Source organism: Terasakiispira papahanaumokuakeensis, from assembly GCF_001709345.1.
GTDB lineage: Bacteria > Pseudomonadota > Gammaproteobacteria > Pseudomonadales > Halomonadaceae > Terasakiispira > Terasakiispira papahanaumokuakeensis.
The window spans coordinates 3,560,219-3,577,772 of record NZ_MDTQ01000001.1 but is presented as its reverse complement, the minus strand read 5'-3'; the positions used below and the strand labels follow the sequence as shown (position 1 = coordinate 3,577,772).

Here is a 17,554-nt window from a genome sequence, read left to right as displayed (position 1 = left end):
GGTGGTTGAGCAGTGAACGGATGGTGATTCATTGAGTGCAGTGGCTGTATGTTGAGATGTGGTACGCACTCTTTATGAATCTATAACCTAGATTATAACAGTGTCAGCAAGGCGCCGGGACTGGACGTCGACTAGGACCTAAGCGCACAATCGTTATCTTTCATAAGCCAGTGTGCCCCATTGTCCCAGGTGTCAGGTGTTGAACCTGTTCTCCCTGGGGCAATCTGTATTCAAGACTAGGTGCCCAATAAGAGGCAAGCACACGGGTTAATCATGACTTATTAAGCACGTCTTTTAAGCAAGATTTTTAAGTAAGAGACCGCTGGACAGGACAACTTCATGCTCGAACGTTACGTTAAGAAAATTCTGCAAGCGCGTGTGTACGATGCGGCACGCGAGACCCCTCTCTCGGAAGCTCGTTTTCTCTCCAAGCGGTTGAAGAATTCAATTTGGATTAAGCGCGAGGATTTACAGCCTGTTTTCTCATTTAAAGTGCGTGGTGCCTATAACTGCATGGCGCAATTATCTGAAGAGCAAAAAGCCTGTGGCGTGATCACTGCATCGGCCGGTAATCATGCTCAAGGCTTGGCATTATCCGCTCGCCAGATGGGCGTCAAGGCAACGATCGTCATGCCGCGAATCACACCGGATATCAAGGTGCAGGCGGTAAAAGCCCGTGGCGCTAAAGTGGTGCTCAAAGGTGATGCTTTCAATGAAGCGTTGGAATATGCGCTTCAGCTAGTGGAAGAGAAAGGCTACACCTATATTCCGCCTTATGATCATCCTGATGTGATTGCCGGTCAGGGCACTTTGGCGATGGAAGTGTTGCGCCAGCATGCTGGGCCTTTACATGCGATTTTTGTCCCAGTGGGAGGCGGTGGTTTGATCGCCGGGGTGGCCGCTTATGTCAAATATCTACGCCCCGAAGTGAAAGTGATTGGGGTTGAACCCGAAGATGCCGCTTGTTTAAAAGCTGCCTTGGAAAAAGATCGTCGGGTGGTGCTGGAACAAGTGGGGTTGTTTGCTGAAGGGGTGGCGGTGGCCCAGATCGGTAAAGAGCCGTTTAAAATTTGCCGCGAATATGTCGATGATGTCATCACCGTCAATACCGATGAGATCTGTGCGGCGGTCAAAGATATTTTTGAGGATACTCGTGCGGTATCCGAGCCTTCCGGGGCAGTGTCTTTGGCAGGCTTGAAAAAATACGTTGAGCAGACCGGCATCGAAGATGAGCATCTTGTCTGCATTAATTCTGGCGCCAATACCAATTTTGATCGCTTACAGCATATTGCTGAGCGTACTGAATTGGGTGAAAAGCGTGAGGCGATTCTCGCGGTTACCATTCCCGAGCAGCCCGGTAGCTTTAAGCAATTTTGCCGTGTTGTGGGTAAACGGATGGTCACTGAGTTCTGTTATCGGTATGCGGATACTGAGCATGCACAAATTTATGTGGGTGTTTCGGTGAAACCGGGGGGGGAAGATCGGCTTGAGCTCGTGCAGGCGCTTCAGTCGGCAGGCTATCCGGTGATTGATCTGACCGATAATGAACTCGCTAAACTGCATATTCGACATCTGGGAGGCGGACGTTCCCCCAATGCTGGAGATGAAGCGGTTTACCGTTTTGAGTTTCCGGAGCGGCCAGGGGCTTTAATGAATTTTCTACGTCATTTGGGACAGGATTGGAACATTTCATTGTTCCATTACCGCAACCATGGGTCTGCTTATGGCCGCGTTCTCGTGGCGTTACAGATTCCAGAAGGCGAGAGCGGTAATATTAATGAATATTTTGACCGAATTGGTTACCGCTATTGGGCTGAAAGTGACAATCCTGCCTATCAATTGTTTTTGGGATGAGAGATTTTGAAAAAACAATTAAAAAAATGAGCCGACGCATTGTTGTGAGATTGGGTCTGGTTTAGATTAGCTCTATCAGCGGTGAGGCTGATATATTTCTTAGATCATGGGTTATTGGAGTAGAACCCTTATGCAAAAAAGAAAACCTGATCTGATTGTGGCGTTGGTTGTGTTGTTTGGTCTTGGTTTAGTGGTGACCAGTTATGCGCAAACCTTGGTTGTGCCCTGATCATCCTCACCTGTGTGATTCGATTGACTGATCGACACAACCCATTGCCGCCAACGGGAAGCTGATGCTTCCCGTTGTTGCATTTAGACCTTAAAAAAGAGGATATGGTGTCGAATGCGGTCAATCACACGATTGATGATGAGGCTTGATGACGTGTTTGGGGATATTGAACATCCCACCACTGCTGGTCTGTCACAATCGCATCCAAAGGAATATCCCAGTGCTCTAAAGGAAGGCTGTCGACTTGCTGGCAATGATGAGCCAGCCCGACCAGTAAAGGGCGCGGCCTTTGCGGATGCTGTTGAGTAAACGCCAGCGTTCGATCGTAAAATCCTCCACCCATGCCTAAGCGCCCTCCTTGAGCATCAAATCCTACTAGCGGCATTAGAATCATATCCAGTGCCCAGGGCGCTCGCCGATGAATTCGATATTGACCCCACCCCTTCAGCTGCGGTTCTGGAATGCCAAAGCGGTTATGTTGCATCGGCGTTTCGGCTGCGTAGTGCACAAACCATAAGGCGCCATGATGTAGGGGATGCAATACAGGGAGGTAGCCGGTTTTGCCGTGCGAAGTGGCCCACTGATAAAGTGGTCGAGGGTCTATTTCGCCATCATTCGGTAAATAAAACGCGATATGGCGAGCACGCATGAAGGCGGGTGCTTGCCTGATTCGGGCCAGTAATTGTCGAGCAGCTTGTTGCTGTTGCTGTGATGTCAGGGCTCGACGCCGGGCTCTTAATTCACGACGGAGTGATTGGCGACAATGTTGTTGGCGTACTGGGGGGAGATCTGGTGGGGTCAGCATAGTGAATCGTGATGAGAGTCCCGGAGATGCCGCTGTGGTTTGGGCCCTTGAACCCCTAGGTTCAAGGTGGAGGTTACCGGAATACCTTAGGCTTTCCACTCAGAGGTGGACTTGCACACCAGTATCGCCAGGACACCTCCTGGTAACGCGCATAGGGTCGAGGACTTGAACCACTGGCGCACATCCCAGGAACAACTGAAGTATAACAGATCAGTCGGGGTCACTGGGAAGTGGGTGTGACTGAATGACCTGTTTTAAGTCGAGTAATGCATCATCCAGTTGATCGCTCATGCGACTGAGCTGCTCAGTATGGACTTCGTTGCTCTGTTCTGCACGGCTGCCTTGTTGCATCATTTCGTGGGTGATGTTCAATGCCGCCATGATCGCTACTCTTTCTAGGCTGAGTACTTTCCCGCCTCGACGGATATCCAGCATTTTCCTATTGAGATAGCGTGCCGCCTGAAGCAGTTGTTCTTGCTCTTCAGGCGGACAAGCGACCATATATTTGCGGTCAAGTAATGTAATTTCTAGCGTTTGACGATCTTGGGTCATCCCGGTGGCTCCAGCGTTCCTATTCGCGCGATCAAGGCGTCAACCTTATTCAGTGCACGAGCATAATGCTGCCTGAGCTGTTCACGTTCCTGTTCCAGCTGTTCACACTGCTGAATCAGTTGTTCACGCTCTTTGACCAGCTCTTGCAGTATTTGCTGGAGCTGGTTGAATTTTTGATTGATTGCATTCTGATCTTCACGCTGCATGGCAATTAGCCTGTATCACGGGCCATCGCGTACTATAGAGGGGTGTTATACAAGGGTCAACGATTGTGCGAGTTAGTCAATACTTACTTTTCCCGCCTAACACAGCAAGATACGACCGAAATCAATGCAATTCACGTCCAGACCGCAGAGAGTATGCTGGCGGTAGGACACTAACTGATTAGAGAGCCTCATGACCGCTTCCGATTCCACGACGATCACCTTTGATGAGATGGCCGACCTCTGTTTACGCCACCGTTGTTTCCAGTCTCCATCATTGTTGCATGGTGTGCTGTGCGGCCAGTTATGTGGGCAGGAACGCCTGCCAAGAGCGCAATGGGTGATGTTATTTACTCAATTGCTCGGTGAATTAACAGAGCCTTTGTCAGAGGCTGAGCAGGCCAGCATTTATACTTGGTATGACGAGACGCTGGCAGCATTAACGGATCCTGATATGGGGTTTGAGCCCTTGCTGCCAGGGGAACTCTATTCCCTGGAAGAGCGTCTGACCTGTCTGGTGCGCTGGACGCAGGGCTTTTTAAAGTCAGTGGATGCCGCACAAATAGATTATGAACAACTGACGCCTGAGCTTAAAGAAGGTCTTGATGACCTCAAAAGCATTGTCGATTTAGGCCATAAGCGTCTGGATGACTCTAACGATAATGAACATGACTTGATGGCCTTATCCGAATTTGTCCGCATGGTGGCGATGATGCTGTATCTAGAGCGCCATCCTGGCGATCCCCAGGTGGAGGATCCGGGTAAGCCTTCAAGTGTGCATTGAATTTTCTGGCCCTGCAATTAAGGAGCCTTTATGCGTCCCTTTGATGTTTCTCCTGAAGTTTTTGCCGCCCGACGGCGGGCTTTATTGACACAATTACCTGATGGTGTGGCGGTCTTACTGCCTTCGGCCTCGTTACAAACTCGAAGTCGTGATACCGAGTATCCATTTCGTCAGGCCAGTGATTTTTGGTATCTGACCGGTTTTGATGAGCCCGATGCATTATTAGTGTTAATCCCGGGACGTGAGCAGGGCGAAGTGCTTTTGTTTAACCCTCCCCGAGATGAGCAACTGGAAATCTGGCATGGCTATCGGCTGGGCCAGATTCGTGCGCCTCAAGTACTGGGAGTGGATCAAGCCTTTGCGAATGATGAGCTGGATCAGCGCTTACCTGCTTTGCTGGATGGGTGCCAACATATTTGCTATCCCCTGGATGATGATTTCTGTCACCAGCGTGTTCAGGATTGGCGACTTGCGTTACGGAGTCGTGAGCGACGAGGCGCACGTGTGCCTGAATCTTTGATCAATCTGACGCCTTTCTTGGATGAGATGCGTCTCATTAAGCAGCCTGAAGAAGTCGCTTTAATGCGAGAGGCTGCGCGGATCTCAGCCGAAGCTCATGTGCGGGCAATGAAAAGCTGTCAGCCAGGCCTTTATGAATATCAACTTCAGGCTGAGCTTGAGCATGAATTCCTTTGGCAAGGGGCTGCCGGGCCTGCTTATGGCACGATTGTCGGTGGCGGTGCCAATGGGTGTGTCCTGCATTATGTTGAGAATCACGCACCTCTAAAAGATGGCGATCTTGTGCTGATTGATGCGGGCTGTGAGTATGCGGGCTATGCCGGTGACATCACGCGCACCTTCCCTGTGAACGGGCGTTTCAATGAGGCCCAAAAAGCATTGTATAGCCTGGTGTTAGAGGCGAATCGGTTAGCGATTAGCCAAGTGAAACCAGGCACTACTCTGCCCGAGATTCATGATACTGCTGTTCGGCATTTGACCTGGGGGCTGATTCAGTTGGGGATTCTGGAAGGCGATATCGACACCCTGATTGCAGATGAAGCCTATCGGGATTTTTATATGCATGGCACCAGCCATTGGTTAGGGTTGGATGTTCATGATGTGGGGCTTTATAAACCCCAAGGCGAAGCTCGAAAACTGTTGCCAGGCATGGTGCTCACGATTGAGCCGGGATTATATATTGCGCCGGATCAGCCTGATGTGGATGAATGTTGGCGAGGTATCGGCATTCGGGTGGAAGATGATGTGCTGGTGACCGAGACGGGATGCGAAGTGCTGACCAATGGTGTGCCGAAAAGTATTCAAGATATTGAGGCCTTAATGAAGGCCGACTGATGTGTGGCTGAGACTTTATGTTCAGGGCCATCAGAGATAAAAGAGGACTGTGACGTGACACTGACTCAAAAAACCGATCGATGCGATATCGCGATCGTCGGCGGAGGCTTGGTCGGAGCCAGTTTAGCGGTAGCGCTGGAACCCTTAGCCCGTGCTCAACAGTGGGATGTGAGAGTCTTAGAAGCGAAGCCTTTTTCTGATACGCCGCCGGAACAGCGTTGGCAGCCCAGCTTTGATGCGCGCTCTTCAGCATTGGCCTGGGGCACCCGGGAGATTTATCAGCAGCTCGGGCTCTGGACGATGTTGTCTCGTCATGCTGAGCCAATTAAGACGATTCATGTCTCGGATCGAGGGCATCTAGGCTCAACGCGGATGCAGGCCAGTGAGCAGGGCGTCGACGCCTTGGGTTATGTGGTGCCCAATAGTTGGTTGGGGCATACCCTTTGGCATGGCTTGAAGCAGGGTGAGCATGTGAAGGTGATGGCACCGGTTGATGTGAAAGGGATCGACATGCAACCTGAGGGAAGCTGCCTTGATCTAGGGGGGGATGGTCAACTCTCTGCGCAACTGGTTGTGCTCGCCGATGGTGGCCGCTCTGGGCTGAAGCAGCAACTGGGTATTGAAGACACCACTCAAGATTATGAACAAGTGGCCTTGGTGGCGAATGTTCGCTTGTCTCAGCCTCATCATAATATTGCCTATGAACGTTTTGATGCCGATGGTCCGCTGGCACTTTTACCACTAAGTGGGCAAGACATGGCCGTGGTGTGGACCCGTTCGCGAGAGACTTATCAGGCGGCTTTGGCTTTGGATGATCGTGCTTTTATGGATCAGTTGCAGCGGATTATCGGCCACCGGGTCGGTGCTTTTGAGCATGTTGGAGCGCGTTATCATTATCCTTTGCAGCTGGTGCAGGCGAAAGAACAGGTGCGCCGTCATTTGGCGGTGTTAGGCAATGCAGCGCACTACCTTCATCCGGTCGCTGGCCAAGGTTATAACCTCGCCATTCGAGGCGTGATGGATCTGGTGTCGACGTTATCTGAAGCGGCGCAGGCAGGGGCGCAGCCTGGCGATCTCACTTGGTTGCAGCGCTATGAAGCCAAACGTCGAGGTGATCAACGGGATGTGATCACTTTTAGCGATGGCTTGATTCGTATGTTTGCTAATGCCCACCCTTTGTTGGGCCATGTGCGGGCTGCGGGTTTGATTGCATTAAGCACCGTCGGGCCAGCAAGGCGCTGGTTGGCACGTCGGGCCATGGGCGTATAAGCGATGATTTCCACAGAGGAGACCCCCATGATGTCATCGGATCATCCAGACCATCATGATGCGACTGAAGTTCAAATATGTCGGGATTTTGATGTTGTGATTGTCGGTGGTGGCATGTCGGGGCTGGCATTAGCAAGAACCCTGGCAGACAGCGACCTCCAGATTGCGGTCGTTGAGGCTTCATCTGAGGGGCCGCACTGGTCTATCGATCAGGTCGATCCGCGTGTCAGTGCGTTGAGTGAGGCGTCACGTGCGTTGCTCTCACGCTTAGGGGCCTGGCCTGAAATGGTCGCGCGTCGGGTCACGCCTTATACCCACATGAGTGTGTGGGATGGTGAAGGCACGGGGGCTTTGAGCTTTCATGCCCAAGAAGCGGGAGTGACGCTGTTAGGCCATATTGTTGAAAATAGCGTCACGGTGCAGGCACTGCAACAGACCCTGACGGGATATGACAATGTGGTGCTGTTGCGAGGACATAAAGCGACTGGACTGACGCTGGGTGAGTCATCGCATCAGCTTTGTTTTGATGACATGGTGCTGAATACGGCCTTGGTGGTCGCGTGTGATGGTGCTCAATCTCGGATCAGGACATGGGCTGGATTTAATACTCGGGAATGGGATTATGGACATCATGCGCTGGTGACCACGGTGCAGGTTGAGCAGCCGCATCAAGGGACCGCGTGGCAGCGCTTTTTGCCGGATGGTCCTTTGGCTTTTTTACCGATTACCAAAGGGGAAGATGAGCACTGGTGTTCAATTGTCTGGTCCACTTCTCCTGCCAAAGCGGAAGCGCTTCAAGCGATGCCCGATGCGGATTTTTGTGCTGAATTGACCCGCGCTTTTGAGTCCCGTCTTGGTCAAGTCATGAGTACCGATACACGTTATACCGTGCCATTAAGGCAGCGTCATGCAGTGGATTATGTGAAGCCAGGCGTGGCTTTGGTGGCGGATGCAGCGCATACGATCCACCCACTGGCCGGACAAGGCGTGAATTTAGGCTTTTTAGATGTGGCGATGTTAGGCGACTGCATCTTAGAGGCGCATGCTCGAGGTGATGCGGTGGGTGATCTTGCGTGGCTTCAACGTTATCAGGCGCGTCGTCAACCGGATAATCTTGCGATGATGGCGGCCATGGAAGGGTTAAAGCGACTGTTTTGTGCTGAGGCGCTACCTTTGCGCTGGCTACGTAATCGAGGGCTGGACCGGGTGTCCAAAATGCCTTGGCTGCGACGTCAATTAGTGACTCAGGCGTTGGGGTGGCGACAAGGAACCTCTGAACGACTTAAGCCTGGCCACACTGTTGGTTTTTAAGCCTTTGACATTAAGCTTTTGAAATGTGGAATGTGAAACTTAAGTAGTTGAGTGCTAAATAATAAGTAATTGATTATCAAATAAAAAGGCTGCCTGGAGAGGCAGCCTTTTCACTTCTGTTTTTACCGTACTTCTGATTCTTACCACACGTTATTGATATGCCGATATCAATCTTGTCAGTCAATGACTTCAGTAATAGACGTTGTACCTGTACTTTTCATATCCGTATTGAAGTGAATGGTTCATTCGTTGGAGCACCAATGCCTGTGGGGGACAGAACACTGGTGCTCCTCAATATCGCTTTAAGCGATGAAGTCGTCAGTCGGTGTTGGTGCGACACCTGCCAGTTCGGTTGTGGTATCGGTGTTGGGGTCGGTGACGGGGTCTTCAGACATAGTCACGACAACACTCTGGTCACTGGCGTCTGTAAGTGCTCCCCCTTCTTCAAACTGCTGTTCGATCGCGAAATAGATGCCATCGTTATCAGCGTCCTGGTAGAAGGTTGTTTCTAGCCCGTTATCTTCCATTTCTTCGCGCACCAGCAGGCCGCTCTGGTTGATAAAGGCTTGGTTGTCTTCAGTGTGTTCCTGCATTTCCCAGTCGCCATCGTCAAACTTCTCCAGATCCTGGATCTGATTGTTATCGAAGTTCAGGCGTACCGGGTCGAATCCTGCCAGTAGTGAGTAAGCGTTATCACTGTTGGCTTCATTAATGCTGGCCAGCCAGGCATTGAAATCGTCTGCGCTACCGGCTGTGGGATCAGTGACGTCATCCCCTGTGTCTGTGTCACCATTGTCGACTACGTCATCACCAGTGGTGTCGTCGCCTTCATCGACTACGTCGTCACCTGTGGTGTCGTCGCCTTCATCAACTACGTCATCACCTGTGGTGTCGTCGCCTTCATCGACTACGTCATCACCTGTGGTGTCGTCGCCTTCATCGACTACGTCGTCACCTGTGGTGTCGTCGCCTTCATCGACTACGTCGTCACCTGTGGTGTCGTCGCCTTCATCGACTACGTCGTCACCTGTGGTGTCGTCGCCTTCATCGACTACGTCGTCACCTGTGGTGTCGTCGCCTTCATCAACTACGTCATCACCTGTGGTGTCGTCGCCTTCATCGACTACGTCATCACCTGTGGTGTCGTCGCCTTCATCGACTACGTCGTCACCTATGGTATCGTCGTCTTCGTTAACTACGTCGCCGTCTTCATTGGTGTTGTCGTCGGTAATGCCGTCACCTTCTTCCAGTGTATAAAAACCTGGAATTTGAGTGGCTTCAAACAGACTGGTCTGAGTGGCGCCATCCTCATCTTGCTCTTCCAAGGTGATGCGATCATCTTCCAGAGTAAAGTTGTTATCGCTATCAATGGTGCCTTCCTGCCATTGACCGTCTTCCCACGTCATATAAGAAGTGATTTGATCATCCTGGACGTCGAAGTAGTAAACATCTTTGGCCATGTAACACCTCACTTGTTGAGTTAAGGAGTGGTCACCATAAGAAACGTTTCCTGAATGCAAACTGAAATCAATAATGTCGTTCAGACAAATCTTTATTTAATGCGCCGAAAATCGCCTGAGCATGGGATTTTGGCACTCAAATTTTTTTTAGCGGCTGATAAGATATATCGCTTCGTAGGGTTTTGGGTGGACAAAATGACGCAATGGGTGCCTTTAACAAAAGCATGTCATCAAATGTCCGGTTGGCAGCGTCCTCGACATTATGGGCATGCGGCTAAGGACAGTGTGGTGCCTGTGATTATGTCTGAGTTACCTCATTTGGTGGCTTCGACGCCTTTGGCTTTTATGCGAAAACCATCCGGTCAGTATCAGCTCATGGCTGTGCAGTCCGTATCGTCTGGCGTGAATCTATTTGTACACCCAGGCCATAAAGGTTGGTTGAGAGGTCATATCCCGGCGCCTTATCGTCTTTATCCTTTCCGACTATTGCCTGAAGCCGGTTCTGGGCGGCTGATTTTATGTATTGATGCGCATTATCGAGGCCTGCATGCTCAATGTTGGGATGATGATGAACCGTTATTAGATGATCATGGACAAGCCGTCGACCTCGTTTATGACATTGCGGGTGTGCTACAGCAATATCGTCGAGAGCGTTATTACACTGATGTGGCTGTTCAAGCGCTGGTGGATGCTCAAATGATCAAGCCCTGGCGTATTGAGGTGCGTGACGGGCCTGATGCCGCATCCGGTGCCTTTTGGTCGGGGCTTTATCGTATTGATGAGACTGCGCTTCGACAAAGCGATAGCGCCACATTGAAACGCCTGAATCAACTGGGTGCTTTAGGTATTGCGCATAGTCAATTGCTAGCTCAGCACCGGCTCGCAACGTTACGGGAGCTTTATCAGATTCATCATGATTATGTGCCTGAACCTGATATTGATTTCGATAATCTCTTTAGTGACGGTGAGGCCTTGTTTCGTTTTTCGTGAAGTATCGCTTTAACCCATGATATGTTTGATGGCGGTATCATGGGCCTATTCGATGTGAACAGGCCCATGATCGAATCGATTGATGCATTGACTCGTGCATGCATCGCTTTAGGGCCTGTTGACGTTTCACATTGGCAGCCATAAAAAGCCGCACGCCAAGGCCACCATGCTCTCGTAGTTTCGCTTGAGCTTATCGTATCGCGTCGCGATGGCGCGATACGGTTTCAATCGAGCAAAGGCGTTCTCAACCAGATGCCGATAGCGATATAAGCCTCTGTCCAGATTGGCATTTCCTTTCTTTGAGTTGCGTTTGCGTGGAATGACGGCAACCATGCCCTTGGCTTCGATCTGTTCACGGATACGCTCGCTGTCATAGCCCTTGTCAGCCACCAGCGCATCACCCGCCGGCAAGTCGTCAATCAACACCGGCGCTTCCCTGCTGTCGTGCACCTCACCGCCCGTTATCCTGAAGGCAGTCGGCAGCCCATAGGCATCAACGGTCAGATGGATCTTGCTGGTGTTGCCTGCACGACTTTTGCCAATGGCTTCGGCGTCTTCCGTGGCAGCCCCCGTGCTGTCCCTGTGTGCCTTGACATAAGAGCCATCAATGAACAGCCACTCGACATCAGGATCTTCCACCAGAGAGCTGAAAATCCTCATCAGCTTTCCACTCGCTGACCAGGTGTTGAAGCGCTTGTAGACCGTGTTCCAGAGCCCAAACGCCTCCGGTAGGTCCCGCCACGGGCAGCCGGTGCGCATCCGATACAGAATGCCTTCCACCGTGGTACGCAAGTCGGCCTTGTCATAAATACCGTGTTGAAGCAGGATAGATTTCAGCTTCGACCAGTGTTCATCCGTGAGCATTTGTCGGGGCATGGCAGGCTTGCAGTTTGTTGGTGTAGGAGCCTTTATTCTGCGAGCTTGCCCCTATCCTGCCAATACCCCTGCCATGAAACGTCAACAGGCCCTAGTGAATTAAGCGATTAACGCGGCTTCATTTTCAGGTAGATTCAGACCGGCTAATTCAGCAGGAGAGGGTGAAGCCATTTGGGTTGTATCTGTCAGCCCCTTACCATATTCAAATTGCGCTTGAATCGCTTGGTAAATGCCTTGTCCATTATCCTGGTAGACGGTGGTTTCGAGGCCGCCATCATCCAGTTCTTCGATCACGAGTAAACCTTCAGTGTTGATAAAGGCTTGCTCATCGTGGTCGAGATGCTCTGTTTCCCAGCGGCCATCATCCCACTCTTCTAGCCGTTCGATATCCCCGGTTGCGGATAAGGTGACGCGTAAAGGATCTTCATCCAGAAACTGTGTCGATGTGCTGGTATCGTCTTGTTGCGGGGGCTGAGGCGTTAAATCCAGAGGGCGGTCATATTCTTGAGTTTGCAGGTAAATCCCCGGGACAGATGTCGCTTCAAAGACACTGACTTCAATTTCATCGTCATCCCGTTCTTCAAGAATGATGCGGTTATCCTCAACGGTGTAGGTTTCGTCAGCCTCAATATGATCTTGCTCCCAGCGGCCGTCATCCCACTCCATGACGCTGATGACTTGATTATCCTGAAGATTAAAGCGGTAGAAGTCTTGAGACATGAGAGGCTCCTGATAGGTTGCGTTAATAACGTGTCCTTGAATGAGATGGCAACTTTAAGCAACGCAACCTTAAACGAAGCTGAAATGCTTCGCGATATTGCGACACTGTCTTGGGCGCATGGCGAGCTGATCATGACGGGGTTCCGCTCGAGACCCGTGGAGCGTGTCGGTCTCGAGCGGTAAGCATCGTCTACATATGGCGTCAATAATGAACGTGATATGAGTGACGACGTTAATGCTTATTGCGAGGCTTGCAGTGCCTGGTCGAGATCGGCTTTGAGGTCATCAATATGTTCGATGCCAATGGAGAGGCGTACCATGTCGGGTTTGACGCCGGCTTGGATCAGTTCTTGTTCATTGAGCTGGCGATGGGTGGTGGAGGCAGGAATCGCGGCACAGCTTTTGGCATCACCAATATTGACCAAGCGTAAAATCAGTTGCAGTGCGTCATAAAAACGGCTGCCGGCATCACGACCGCCTTTAATGCCAAAACTCAAAATACCGGAGGCTCTGCCTTTCATGTAAGTCTGGGCTAGCGTGTGATCCGGATGCTGGGGTAAGCCCGCATATTGAACCCAGGACACACAAGGGTGCTGCTGCAAAAATTCGGCGATATGTTGGGTATTGTCACAAACTCGCTCGATACGTAAGGCCAGCGTCTCTAGCCCTTGAAGTAATTGCCAGGCGGCTTGAGCGGAAAGGGCTGCCCCCATATTACGCAAAGGCACCACGCGCGCGCGGGTGATAAATGCGGCTTCACCCGCATCTCGGGTATACACGATGCCGTGATAAGACGGGTCAGGCGTGTTTAAAAGTGGGAACCTTTCAGCATGTTCGGCCCAAGGAAAGCGCCCTGAGTCGACCAGAATACCGCCAATGGTGGTGCCATGACCGCCGATATATTTAGTGGCTGAGTGGACGACAATATCCGCACCGCTCTCAAAGGGGCGCCATAAAAAGGGGGTGGCGACCGTGTTATCCACAATCACAGGTACGCCGTGAGCATGGGCAATATCGGCCAGTTGCTGAATATCCACGACGCCCCCGGAGGGGTTACCGATAGATTCGCAGTAGACCGCTTTAGTGTGGTTGTCGATTAGGGCACTTAAAGTGCTCAGGTCGTCTTTTTCAATGAAGCGTGTTTCGATGCCCTGGCGAGGTAATGTATGGGCTAACAGGTTATAGGTGCCGCCGTAGAGTTCGCTGATGGAAATGATGTTATCCCCGGCACTGGCGAGGGTTTGAATCGCGGCGGTGATGGCGGCCATGCCTGAAGCAAAAGCCAGAGCCCCCACACCGCCTTCGAGTGCGGCGATACGTTGTTCTAAAACGCCGCAAGTCGGGTTCATGATGCGCGAATAAATGTTGCCTGACTCTTTGAGGTCAAATAAATCGGCAGCGTGTTGAGCGCTATCAAAGCTGAAAGACGTGGTCTGATGAATCGGCACGGCAACCGCATGTTGGTTGTCTGCGGTGTAACCATGATGAAGGGCAATCGTTTCGGGCTTCATGGGGCATCCTGATTGATGTTCAGTAACGGATTGAGACTCGATCAAGAGCATCTTCTGTGCTGTCTGATGGTGTGTCAACTTGCCGGATGAGGGGGCGAAAAGTGGTCGATGATAAGGGTACTGTGATTCAATACAGTTCTGAAATACAGTGCTTAAATACAGTACCTAAGCGATGTATACACCGACCAAGATTGACTGAGTCAGTCTGCACGAGCTGAACCCAAGGGGGAAGAATGGCTAAAGCCAAGACTGCATTTGTCTGTATCGAATGTGGTGCGGAATACAGTAAATGGCAGGGCCAGTGTGCCGCCTGTAAAGAGTGGAATACCGTGCAGGAAGTGCGATTGGGCACCAGCCGTTCAAGTTCGCCAAGTCGAGATCCTGCACAGGCCTCACGAGCGGGTTTCTCTGGGGCCTTATCGGCCCAAGTGGAAGATCTCTCCCAGGTAGATCTACAACAGCTGCCGCGTTTCACCTCAACATTTGGCGAGTTTGACCGCGTCTTGGGGGGTGGTCTAGTGCCTGGTTCAGCGGTTTTAATTGGGGGACATCCAGGGGCAGGTAAATCGACATTGTTACTTCAGGTGGCTTGCCGTTTAGCGCAGCAAATGCCGGTTTTGTATGTCACCGGTGAAGAGTCACTGCAGCAAGTGGCGATGCGGGCGCACCGCTTGGGGTTGCCAACGGAAGGCTTGAAAATGCTGGCGGAAACCAGTGTTGAAACCATCATTGCTGTTGCTGAGCGTGAACAACCTAAAATGTTGATTGTCGACTCCATCCAAACGACACATCTGGAGGATATTCAGTCGGCTCCAGGCGGGGTGGCTCAGGTCCGTGAGTCGGCGGCATTTCTCACTCGATTTGCCAAGCAAAGCGGTACAGTGCTGTTTCTTGTCGGGCATGTGACCAAAGATGGCAGCCTGGCCGGGCCTAAAGTCTTAGAGCACATGATTGATGCTTCGCTCTTGTTAGAGGGCGATGGCGATTCTCGCTTTCGTACCTTGCGAGGTCAGAAAAACCGCTTTGGTGCCGTTAATGAGCTCGGTGTATTTGCCATGCTTGAGCAGGGATTAAAAGAGGTCAAAAACCCCTCATCTATTTTTCTTTCGCGAGAAATTGAAGAGGCGGCCGGGAGTGTGGTGACTGCCACTTGGGAAGGCACTCGCCCTTTGCTAGTGGAGGTGCAGGCCCTGGTGGATGAGTCCCCATTGGGGAATCCACGGCGGGTGGCGGTAGGATTAGATGGCAACCGCTTGTCACTGCTGTTGGCGGTCTTAAATCGGCATGGTGGCGTCTTTACCGGTGATCAGGATGTTTTTATTAATGTCGTCGGTGGCGTCAGAGTGTTGGAAACCAGTGCTGATTTAGCCGCATTGGCCGCCATTGTGTCTAGTCTGCGAGATAGGCCGTTATCCCATGAGCTCGTGGTGTTTGGTGAAGTGGGGCTTTCAGGAGAGATTCGCCCGGTGCCCTCTGGGCAGGAACGAATCCGTGAAGCGGCCAAACACGGCTTTAAGCGGGCGATTGTGCCCAGAGCGAATGCGCCAAGAGAACTCATTGACGGTATGTCGGTGGTGCCCGTCAGCCGCTTATCTGAAGTGCTTGATGCGCTATAAGGATTAACCGCCTCTGGAGAGAGGCGGTCATTCACCAGGGGTCATTCACTCAGTGAATATTGAGTTCCGTTTACATCAGCATTTGGCCATCGACGCCCATACCCGCAACATCCAGTTCAACGCCAGCCATGGCATCACCGCCATGCATGCCATGATTCATCGTCATATCTGCCCCACCACTTTCAAAGCGTTCAGCAATGGGTTGATAAATGCCATCGCCATTAGCGTCTCGGTAGACGTTGATTTCAACACCACCGTCCTCTTGATCCTCAAGCACGAGATCGCCATTGTTATTGAGATAAAGCCGCTCATCGGGGTCCAGGTGCTTGGTCTCCCACTGGCCATCATCCATTTCTTGTATGCCAGTGATTTGCCCCTGATTCATCTCAACTTTTAGTGAGTCCTCAATCGGTGTTTGGGCACTTGCGCCAGGTTGAACTTGTGCAGAAGGGTCGATATGCCCGGCCTGAGCGCTATCATGCTCTGGGGTGATCGCGCGTGATGTTTCGCTGACTTCGCGATAAACCCCAGGGTCATCAGTGGCTTCATAGCGTGTGATTTCGATATGGCCATCATCTTGCTCTTCTCGGATGATGCTGCTGCCTTCAACTGTGAAACGCTCGTCGGCTTCAATTGTTTCGGGTTCCCAGCGTCCATCGTCCCATTCCATATAGCCCGTGACCTGACCATTTTTAACGTCAAAACGATATAAATCAGTCATGTGGCACCTCCTCCTGTTTGATGATGGTGTCATCTTGCTTGAAGCAGGCTTAATCCAACCTGAAAATTAAATCTTCTCACGACCGGGGCCGTCATCGGCCCCGGAAACGGTGATCAAGCGGTCAGATTCAGGGATGAATGGCTCATGTTTTAAAGTGAGGCGTGTTTTAAAAACAGCATCATGCTTTAAAACGGTAGTGAGGGGGTTAACCAGTTCAGTAAGAGTCGATCGAGGACGGCCGCGAGATGAGTAAACTGGTCGGGTGAATCCATGATCTCTTCATAATGAAGGGTTTCACGCTGTAGATGCCAGCGGGGGTCATTGCTGTCGAGCATCTGTTGGGTACTGTTGAGTGTGCTTTCCACGTGAAACTGAATACCCAGAATCCGGCCCTTATCAAGGCTGAATCCTTGAGGGGGTTGTGCTGCTGTCGTGACTGTTGAGGGCTGGAGATAAGCCAGCGGCTCGGCGTTATCCGGCAAGCTGAATTGATCCGGGTGCCAGTTTAACGCACGAAAATGAGTGGGGAGTTCGTGAGCGTCATTGGGCGTTGTATGAATATCAATCCAGCCGCATTGAGACTGAGGGTTTGGGCTGATGGTGGCGCCAAAAGCCTCCGCAATTAATTGGGCGCCCAGGCCGATGCCTAAGAGGGGTTTTCGCCCGGCTTTGAGTTTATGTATCAGGCGTTTTTCTTGCTTCAGCCATGGATAATCATCGATGTCGTGGACATGCATCGGACCACTGAGCAGAATAAGGGCATCAAATTCCTTGGGGTCTGGTAGCGGTTCACCCGCCCATAGCTGGCGCGTGTTGTGGCTGTGTCCCTGGCTGGTCAGCCAGTCGGCGAAACGTGCTGGACCGTCATGCGCAGAGTGTTGGAGAAAGTAAATATGCATGAAAATACCTCGCGTGGGACGGAAGAAATGAGCCCGGGGTTGGCGCGTTTAGTGGAAGTGTTGGCCTTGTTACCTCCTGGACGGTTAATGACATATGGTGAGTTGGCAAGGCAAGCAGCGTTGGGTTCACCGCGGATGTCAGCACGGTTATTAGGCCAGTTGCCTGATCGCGAACGCTTACCCTGGTGGCGTATTGTGAATGCTCAGCGTCGAATCAGTGAGCATGGAGCTCAGGATGAGCAGCACCAGCGCCTTGCGGAGGAGGGGCTGCTCCCCGATACACGAGGCCGCTATCCCATCAGTGCCTTTTGGCCTTGAGGCTTACTATGTTGGCGCTGACCCTATGCTGTGTCCAGTCGGGTCTCTAGGGTGGCGAGTGATACGCCATCACCGATGCATGT

17 protein-coding genes and 1 other RNA gene are annotated in these 17,554 nt (G+C 51.6%); 8 read left to right on the top strand and 10 right to left on the bottom strand.

From position 1 onward, the window contains the following. Positions 1–339: 339 nt before the first annotated feature. The gene (gene ilvA, locus BFW38_RS15665; protein ID WP_068999735.1) at positions 340–1,854 is read left to right on the top strand and encodes a threonine ammonia-lyase, biosynthetic; all 1,515 of its coding nucleotides are present in this window, start codon (positions 340–342) and stop codon (positions 1,852–1,854) included. A gap of 353 nt (positions 1,855–2,207) precedes the next feature. Here ilvA and BFW38_RS15660 read toward each other — a convergent pair whose 3' ends face one another. The 4 genes from BFW38_RS15660 to BFW38_RS15645 form a co-directional block, all read right to left on the bottom strand. Next, positions 2,208–2,888 (bottom strand): 5-formyltetrahydrofolate cyclo-ligase, encoded by a 681-nt coding sequence (locus tag BFW38_RS15660; protein WP_068999734.1) that lies wholly within the window; start codon positions 2,886–2,888, stop codon positions 2,208–2,210. Positions 2,889–2,901: 13 nt separating this feature from the next. Further along, a non-coding RNA gene (ssrS, locus tag BFW38_RS15655) (6S RNA) lies at positions 2,902–3,083 on the bottom strand. A 15-nt stretch (positions 3,084–3,098) separates the two neighbouring features. Continuing rightward, the gene (locus BFW38_RS15650; protein ID WP_068999733.1) at positions 3,099–3,440 is read right to left on the bottom strand and encodes a cell division protein ZapA; all 342 of its coding nucleotides are present in this window, start codon (positions 3,438–3,440) and stop codon (positions 3,099–3,101) included. Continuing rightward, positions 3,437–3,646 (bottom strand): hypothetical protein, encoded by a 210-nt coding sequence (locus BFW38_RS15645; protein WP_068999732.1) that lies wholly within the window; start codon positions 3,644–3,646, stop codon positions 3,437–3,439. The genes BFW38_RS15650 and BFW38_RS15645 overlap by 4 nt, the downstream gene beginning before the upstream one ends. Before the next feature lie 190 nt (positions 3,647–3,836). Between BFW38_RS15645 and BFW38_RS15640 the strand changes: the two genes are divergently transcribed. The 4 genes from BFW38_RS15640 to BFW38_RS15625 are packed head-to-tail and all read left to right on the top strand — an operon-like array spanning position 3,837 to position 8,360. Next, positions 3,837–4,427 (top strand): UPF0149 family protein, encoded by a 591-nt coding sequence (locus BFW38_RS15640; RefSeq protein ID WP_068999731.1) that lies wholly within the window; start codon positions 3,837–3,839, stop codon positions 4,425–4,427. A 30-nt stretch (positions 4,428–4,457) separates the two neighbouring features. Beyond that, positions 4,458–5,780, top strand: coding sequence for a Xaa-Pro aminopeptidase (pepP, locus tag BFW38_RS15635; RefSeq protein WP_068999730.1), 1,323 nt, complete (start codon positions 4,458–4,460; stop codon positions 5,778–5,780). A 54-nt stretch (positions 5,781–5,834) separates the two neighbouring features. Further along, entirely contained in the window at positions 5,835–7,049 is a 1,215-nt protein-coding gene (ubiH, locus tag BFW38_RS15630) for a 2-octaprenyl-6-methoxyphenyl hydroxylase (protein ID WP_068999729.1), read from the top strand. A gap of 27 nt (positions 7,050–7,076) precedes the next feature. Next, positions 7,077–8,360 (top strand): FAD-dependent monooxygenase, encoded by a 1,284-nt coding sequence (locus BFW38_RS15625; protein WP_218186437.1) that lies wholly within the window; start codon positions 7,077–7,079, stop codon positions 8,358–8,360. A gap of 302 nt (positions 8,361–8,662) precedes the next feature. On the opposite strand, the gene BFW38_RS15620 is transcribed toward BFW38_RS15625, so the two are convergent. Continuing rightward, positions 8,663–9,820 carry a hypothetical protein gene (locus tag BFW38_RS15620; protein WP_068999728.1) on the bottom strand — a complete coding sequence of 386 codons (1,158 nt, stop codon included), beginning with the start codon at positions 9,818–9,820 and terminating at the stop codon, positions 8,663–8,665. 195 nt (positions 9,821–10,015) lie between these two features. Between BFW38_RS15620 and BFW38_RS15615 the strand changes: the two genes are divergently transcribed. Further along, positions 10,016–10,810 (top strand): SapC family protein, encoded by a 795-nt coding sequence (locus BFW38_RS15615; protein WP_175400997.1) that lies wholly within the window; start codon positions 10,016–10,018, stop codon positions 10,808–10,810. A gap of 126 nt (positions 10,811–10,936) precedes the next feature. On the opposite strand, the gene BFW38_RS15610 is transcribed toward BFW38_RS15615, so the two are convergent. From BFW38_RS15610 to BFW38_RS15600, 3 genes are all read right to left on the bottom strand, one after another. Beyond that, the gene (locus BFW38_RS15610) at positions 10,937–11,686 is read right to left on the bottom strand and encodes an IS5 family transposase (protein ID WP_084004708.1); all 750 of its coding nucleotides are present in this window, start codon (positions 11,684–11,686) and stop codon (positions 10,937–10,939) included. A 99-nt stretch (positions 11,687–11,785) separates the two neighbouring features. Then, a complete protein-coding gene (locus BFW38_RS15605) occupies positions 11,786–12,406 on the bottom strand; it encodes a hypothetical protein (protein WP_068999726.1) in 621 nt (206 codons plus the stop codon). A 239-nt stretch (positions 12,407–12,645) separates the two neighbouring features. Then, positions 12,646–13,917, bottom strand: a complete 1,272-nt coding sequence (locus BFW38_RS15600; RefSeq protein ID WP_068999725.1) for an O-acetylhomoserine aminocarboxypropyltransferase/cysteine synthase family protein — start codon at positions 13,915–13,917, stop codon at positions 12,646–12,648. A gap of 233 nt (positions 13,918–14,150) precedes the next feature. Here BFW38_RS15600 and radA point away from each other — a divergent pair, with 233 nt between their 5' ends. Beyond that, positions 14,151–15,533, top strand: coding sequence for a DNA repair protein RadA (gene radA / locus BFW38_RS15595; RefSeq protein WP_068999724.1), 1,383 nt, complete (start codon positions 14,151–14,153; stop codon positions 15,531–15,533). Positions 15,534–15,603: 70 nt separating this feature from the next. Here radA and BFW38_RS15590 read toward each other — a convergent pair whose 3' ends face one another. Both BFW38_RS15590 and BFW38_RS15585 read right to left on the bottom strand, forming a co-directional pair. Continuing rightward, positions 15,604–16,254 carry a hypothetical protein gene (locus tag BFW38_RS15590; protein WP_068999723.1) on the bottom strand — a complete coding sequence of 217 codons (651 nt, stop codon included), beginning with the start codon at positions 16,252–16,254 and terminating at the stop codon, positions 15,604–15,606. 185 nt (positions 16,255–16,439) lie between these two features. Next, positions 16,440–17,153: a type 1 glutamine amidotransferase gene (locus tag BFW38_RS15585; RefSeq protein WP_068999722.1), complete on the bottom strand. Its 714-nt coding sequence runs from the start codon at positions 17,151–17,153 to the stop codon at positions 16,440–16,442. Here BFW38_RS15585 and BFW38_RS15580 point away from each other — a divergent pair. Beyond that, positions 17,148–17,471, top strand: a complete 324-nt coding sequence (locus tag BFW38_RS15580; RefSeq protein ID WP_175400996.1) for an MGMT family protein — start codon at positions 17,148–17,150, stop codon at positions 17,469–17,471. The two genes, BFW38_RS15585 and BFW38_RS15580, sit on opposite strands and share 6 nt — an antisense overlap. Positions 17,472–17,554: the final 83 nt, after the last annotated feature.

Bases quoted from the DNA above. Each gene is read 5' to 3' on its own strand.
- ilvA (WP_068999735.1), top strand. From the start codon at position 340: ATGCTCGAACGTTACGTTAAGAAAATTCTGCAAGCGCGTGTGTACGAT.
- BFW38_RS15660 (WP_068999734.1), bottom strand. From the start codon at position 2,888: ATGCTGACCCCACCAGATCTCCCCCCAGTACGCCAACAACATTGTCGC.
- BFW38_RS15650 (WP_068999733.1), bottom strand. From the start codon at position 3,440: ATGACCCAAGATCGTCAAACGCTAGAAATTACATTACTTGACCGCAAA.
- BFW38_RS15645 (WP_068999732.1), bottom strand. From the start codon at position 3,646: ATGCAGCGTGAAGATCAGAATGCAATCAATCAAAAATTCAACCAGCTC.
- BFW38_RS15640 (WP_068999731.1), top strand. From the start codon at position 3,837: ATGACCGCTTCCGATTCCACGACGATCACCTTTGATGAGATGGCCGAC.
- pepP (WP_068999730.1), top strand. From the start codon at position 4,458: ATGCGTCCCTTTGATGTTTCTCCTGAAGTTTTTGCCGCCCGACGGCGG.
- BFW38_RS15625 (WP_218186437.1), top strand. From the start codon at position 7,077: ATGATGTCATCGGATCATCCAGACCATCATGATGCGACTGAAGTTCAA.
- BFW38_RS15620 (WP_068999728.1), bottom strand. From the start codon at position 9,820: ATGGCCAAAGATGTTTACTACTTCGACGTCCAGGATGATCAAATCACT.
- BFW38_RS15615 (WP_175400997.1), top strand. From the start codon at position 10,016: ATGACGCAATGGGTGCCTTTAACAAAAGCATGTCATCAAATGTCCGGT.
- BFW38_RS15610 (WP_084004708.1), bottom strand. From the start codon at position 11,686: ATGCCCCGACAAATGCTCACGGATGAACACTGGTCGAAGCTGAAATCT.
- BFW38_RS15605 (WP_068999726.1), bottom strand. From the start codon at position 12,406: ATGTCTCAAGACTTCTACCGCTTTAATCTTCAGGATAATCAAGTCATC.
- BFW38_RS15600 (WP_068999725.1), bottom strand. From the start codon at position 13,917: ATGAAGCCCGAAACGATTGCCCTTCATCATGGTTACACCGCAGACAAC.
- radA (WP_068999724.1), top strand. From the start codon at position 14,151: ATGGCTAAAGCCAAGACTGCATTTGTCTGTATCGAATGTGGTGCGGAA.
- BFW38_RS15590 (WP_068999723.1), bottom strand. From the start codon at position 16,254: ATGACTGATTTATATCGTTTTGACGTTAAAAATGGTCAGGTCACGGGC.
- BFW38_RS15580 (WP_175400996.1), top strand. From the start codon at position 17,148: ATGCATGAAAATACCTCGCGTGGGACGGAAGAAATGAGCCCGGGGTTG.
- BFW38_RS15585 (WP_068999722.1), bottom strand. From the start codon at position 17,153: ATGCATATTTACTTTCTCCAACACTCTGCGCATGACGGTCCAGCACGT.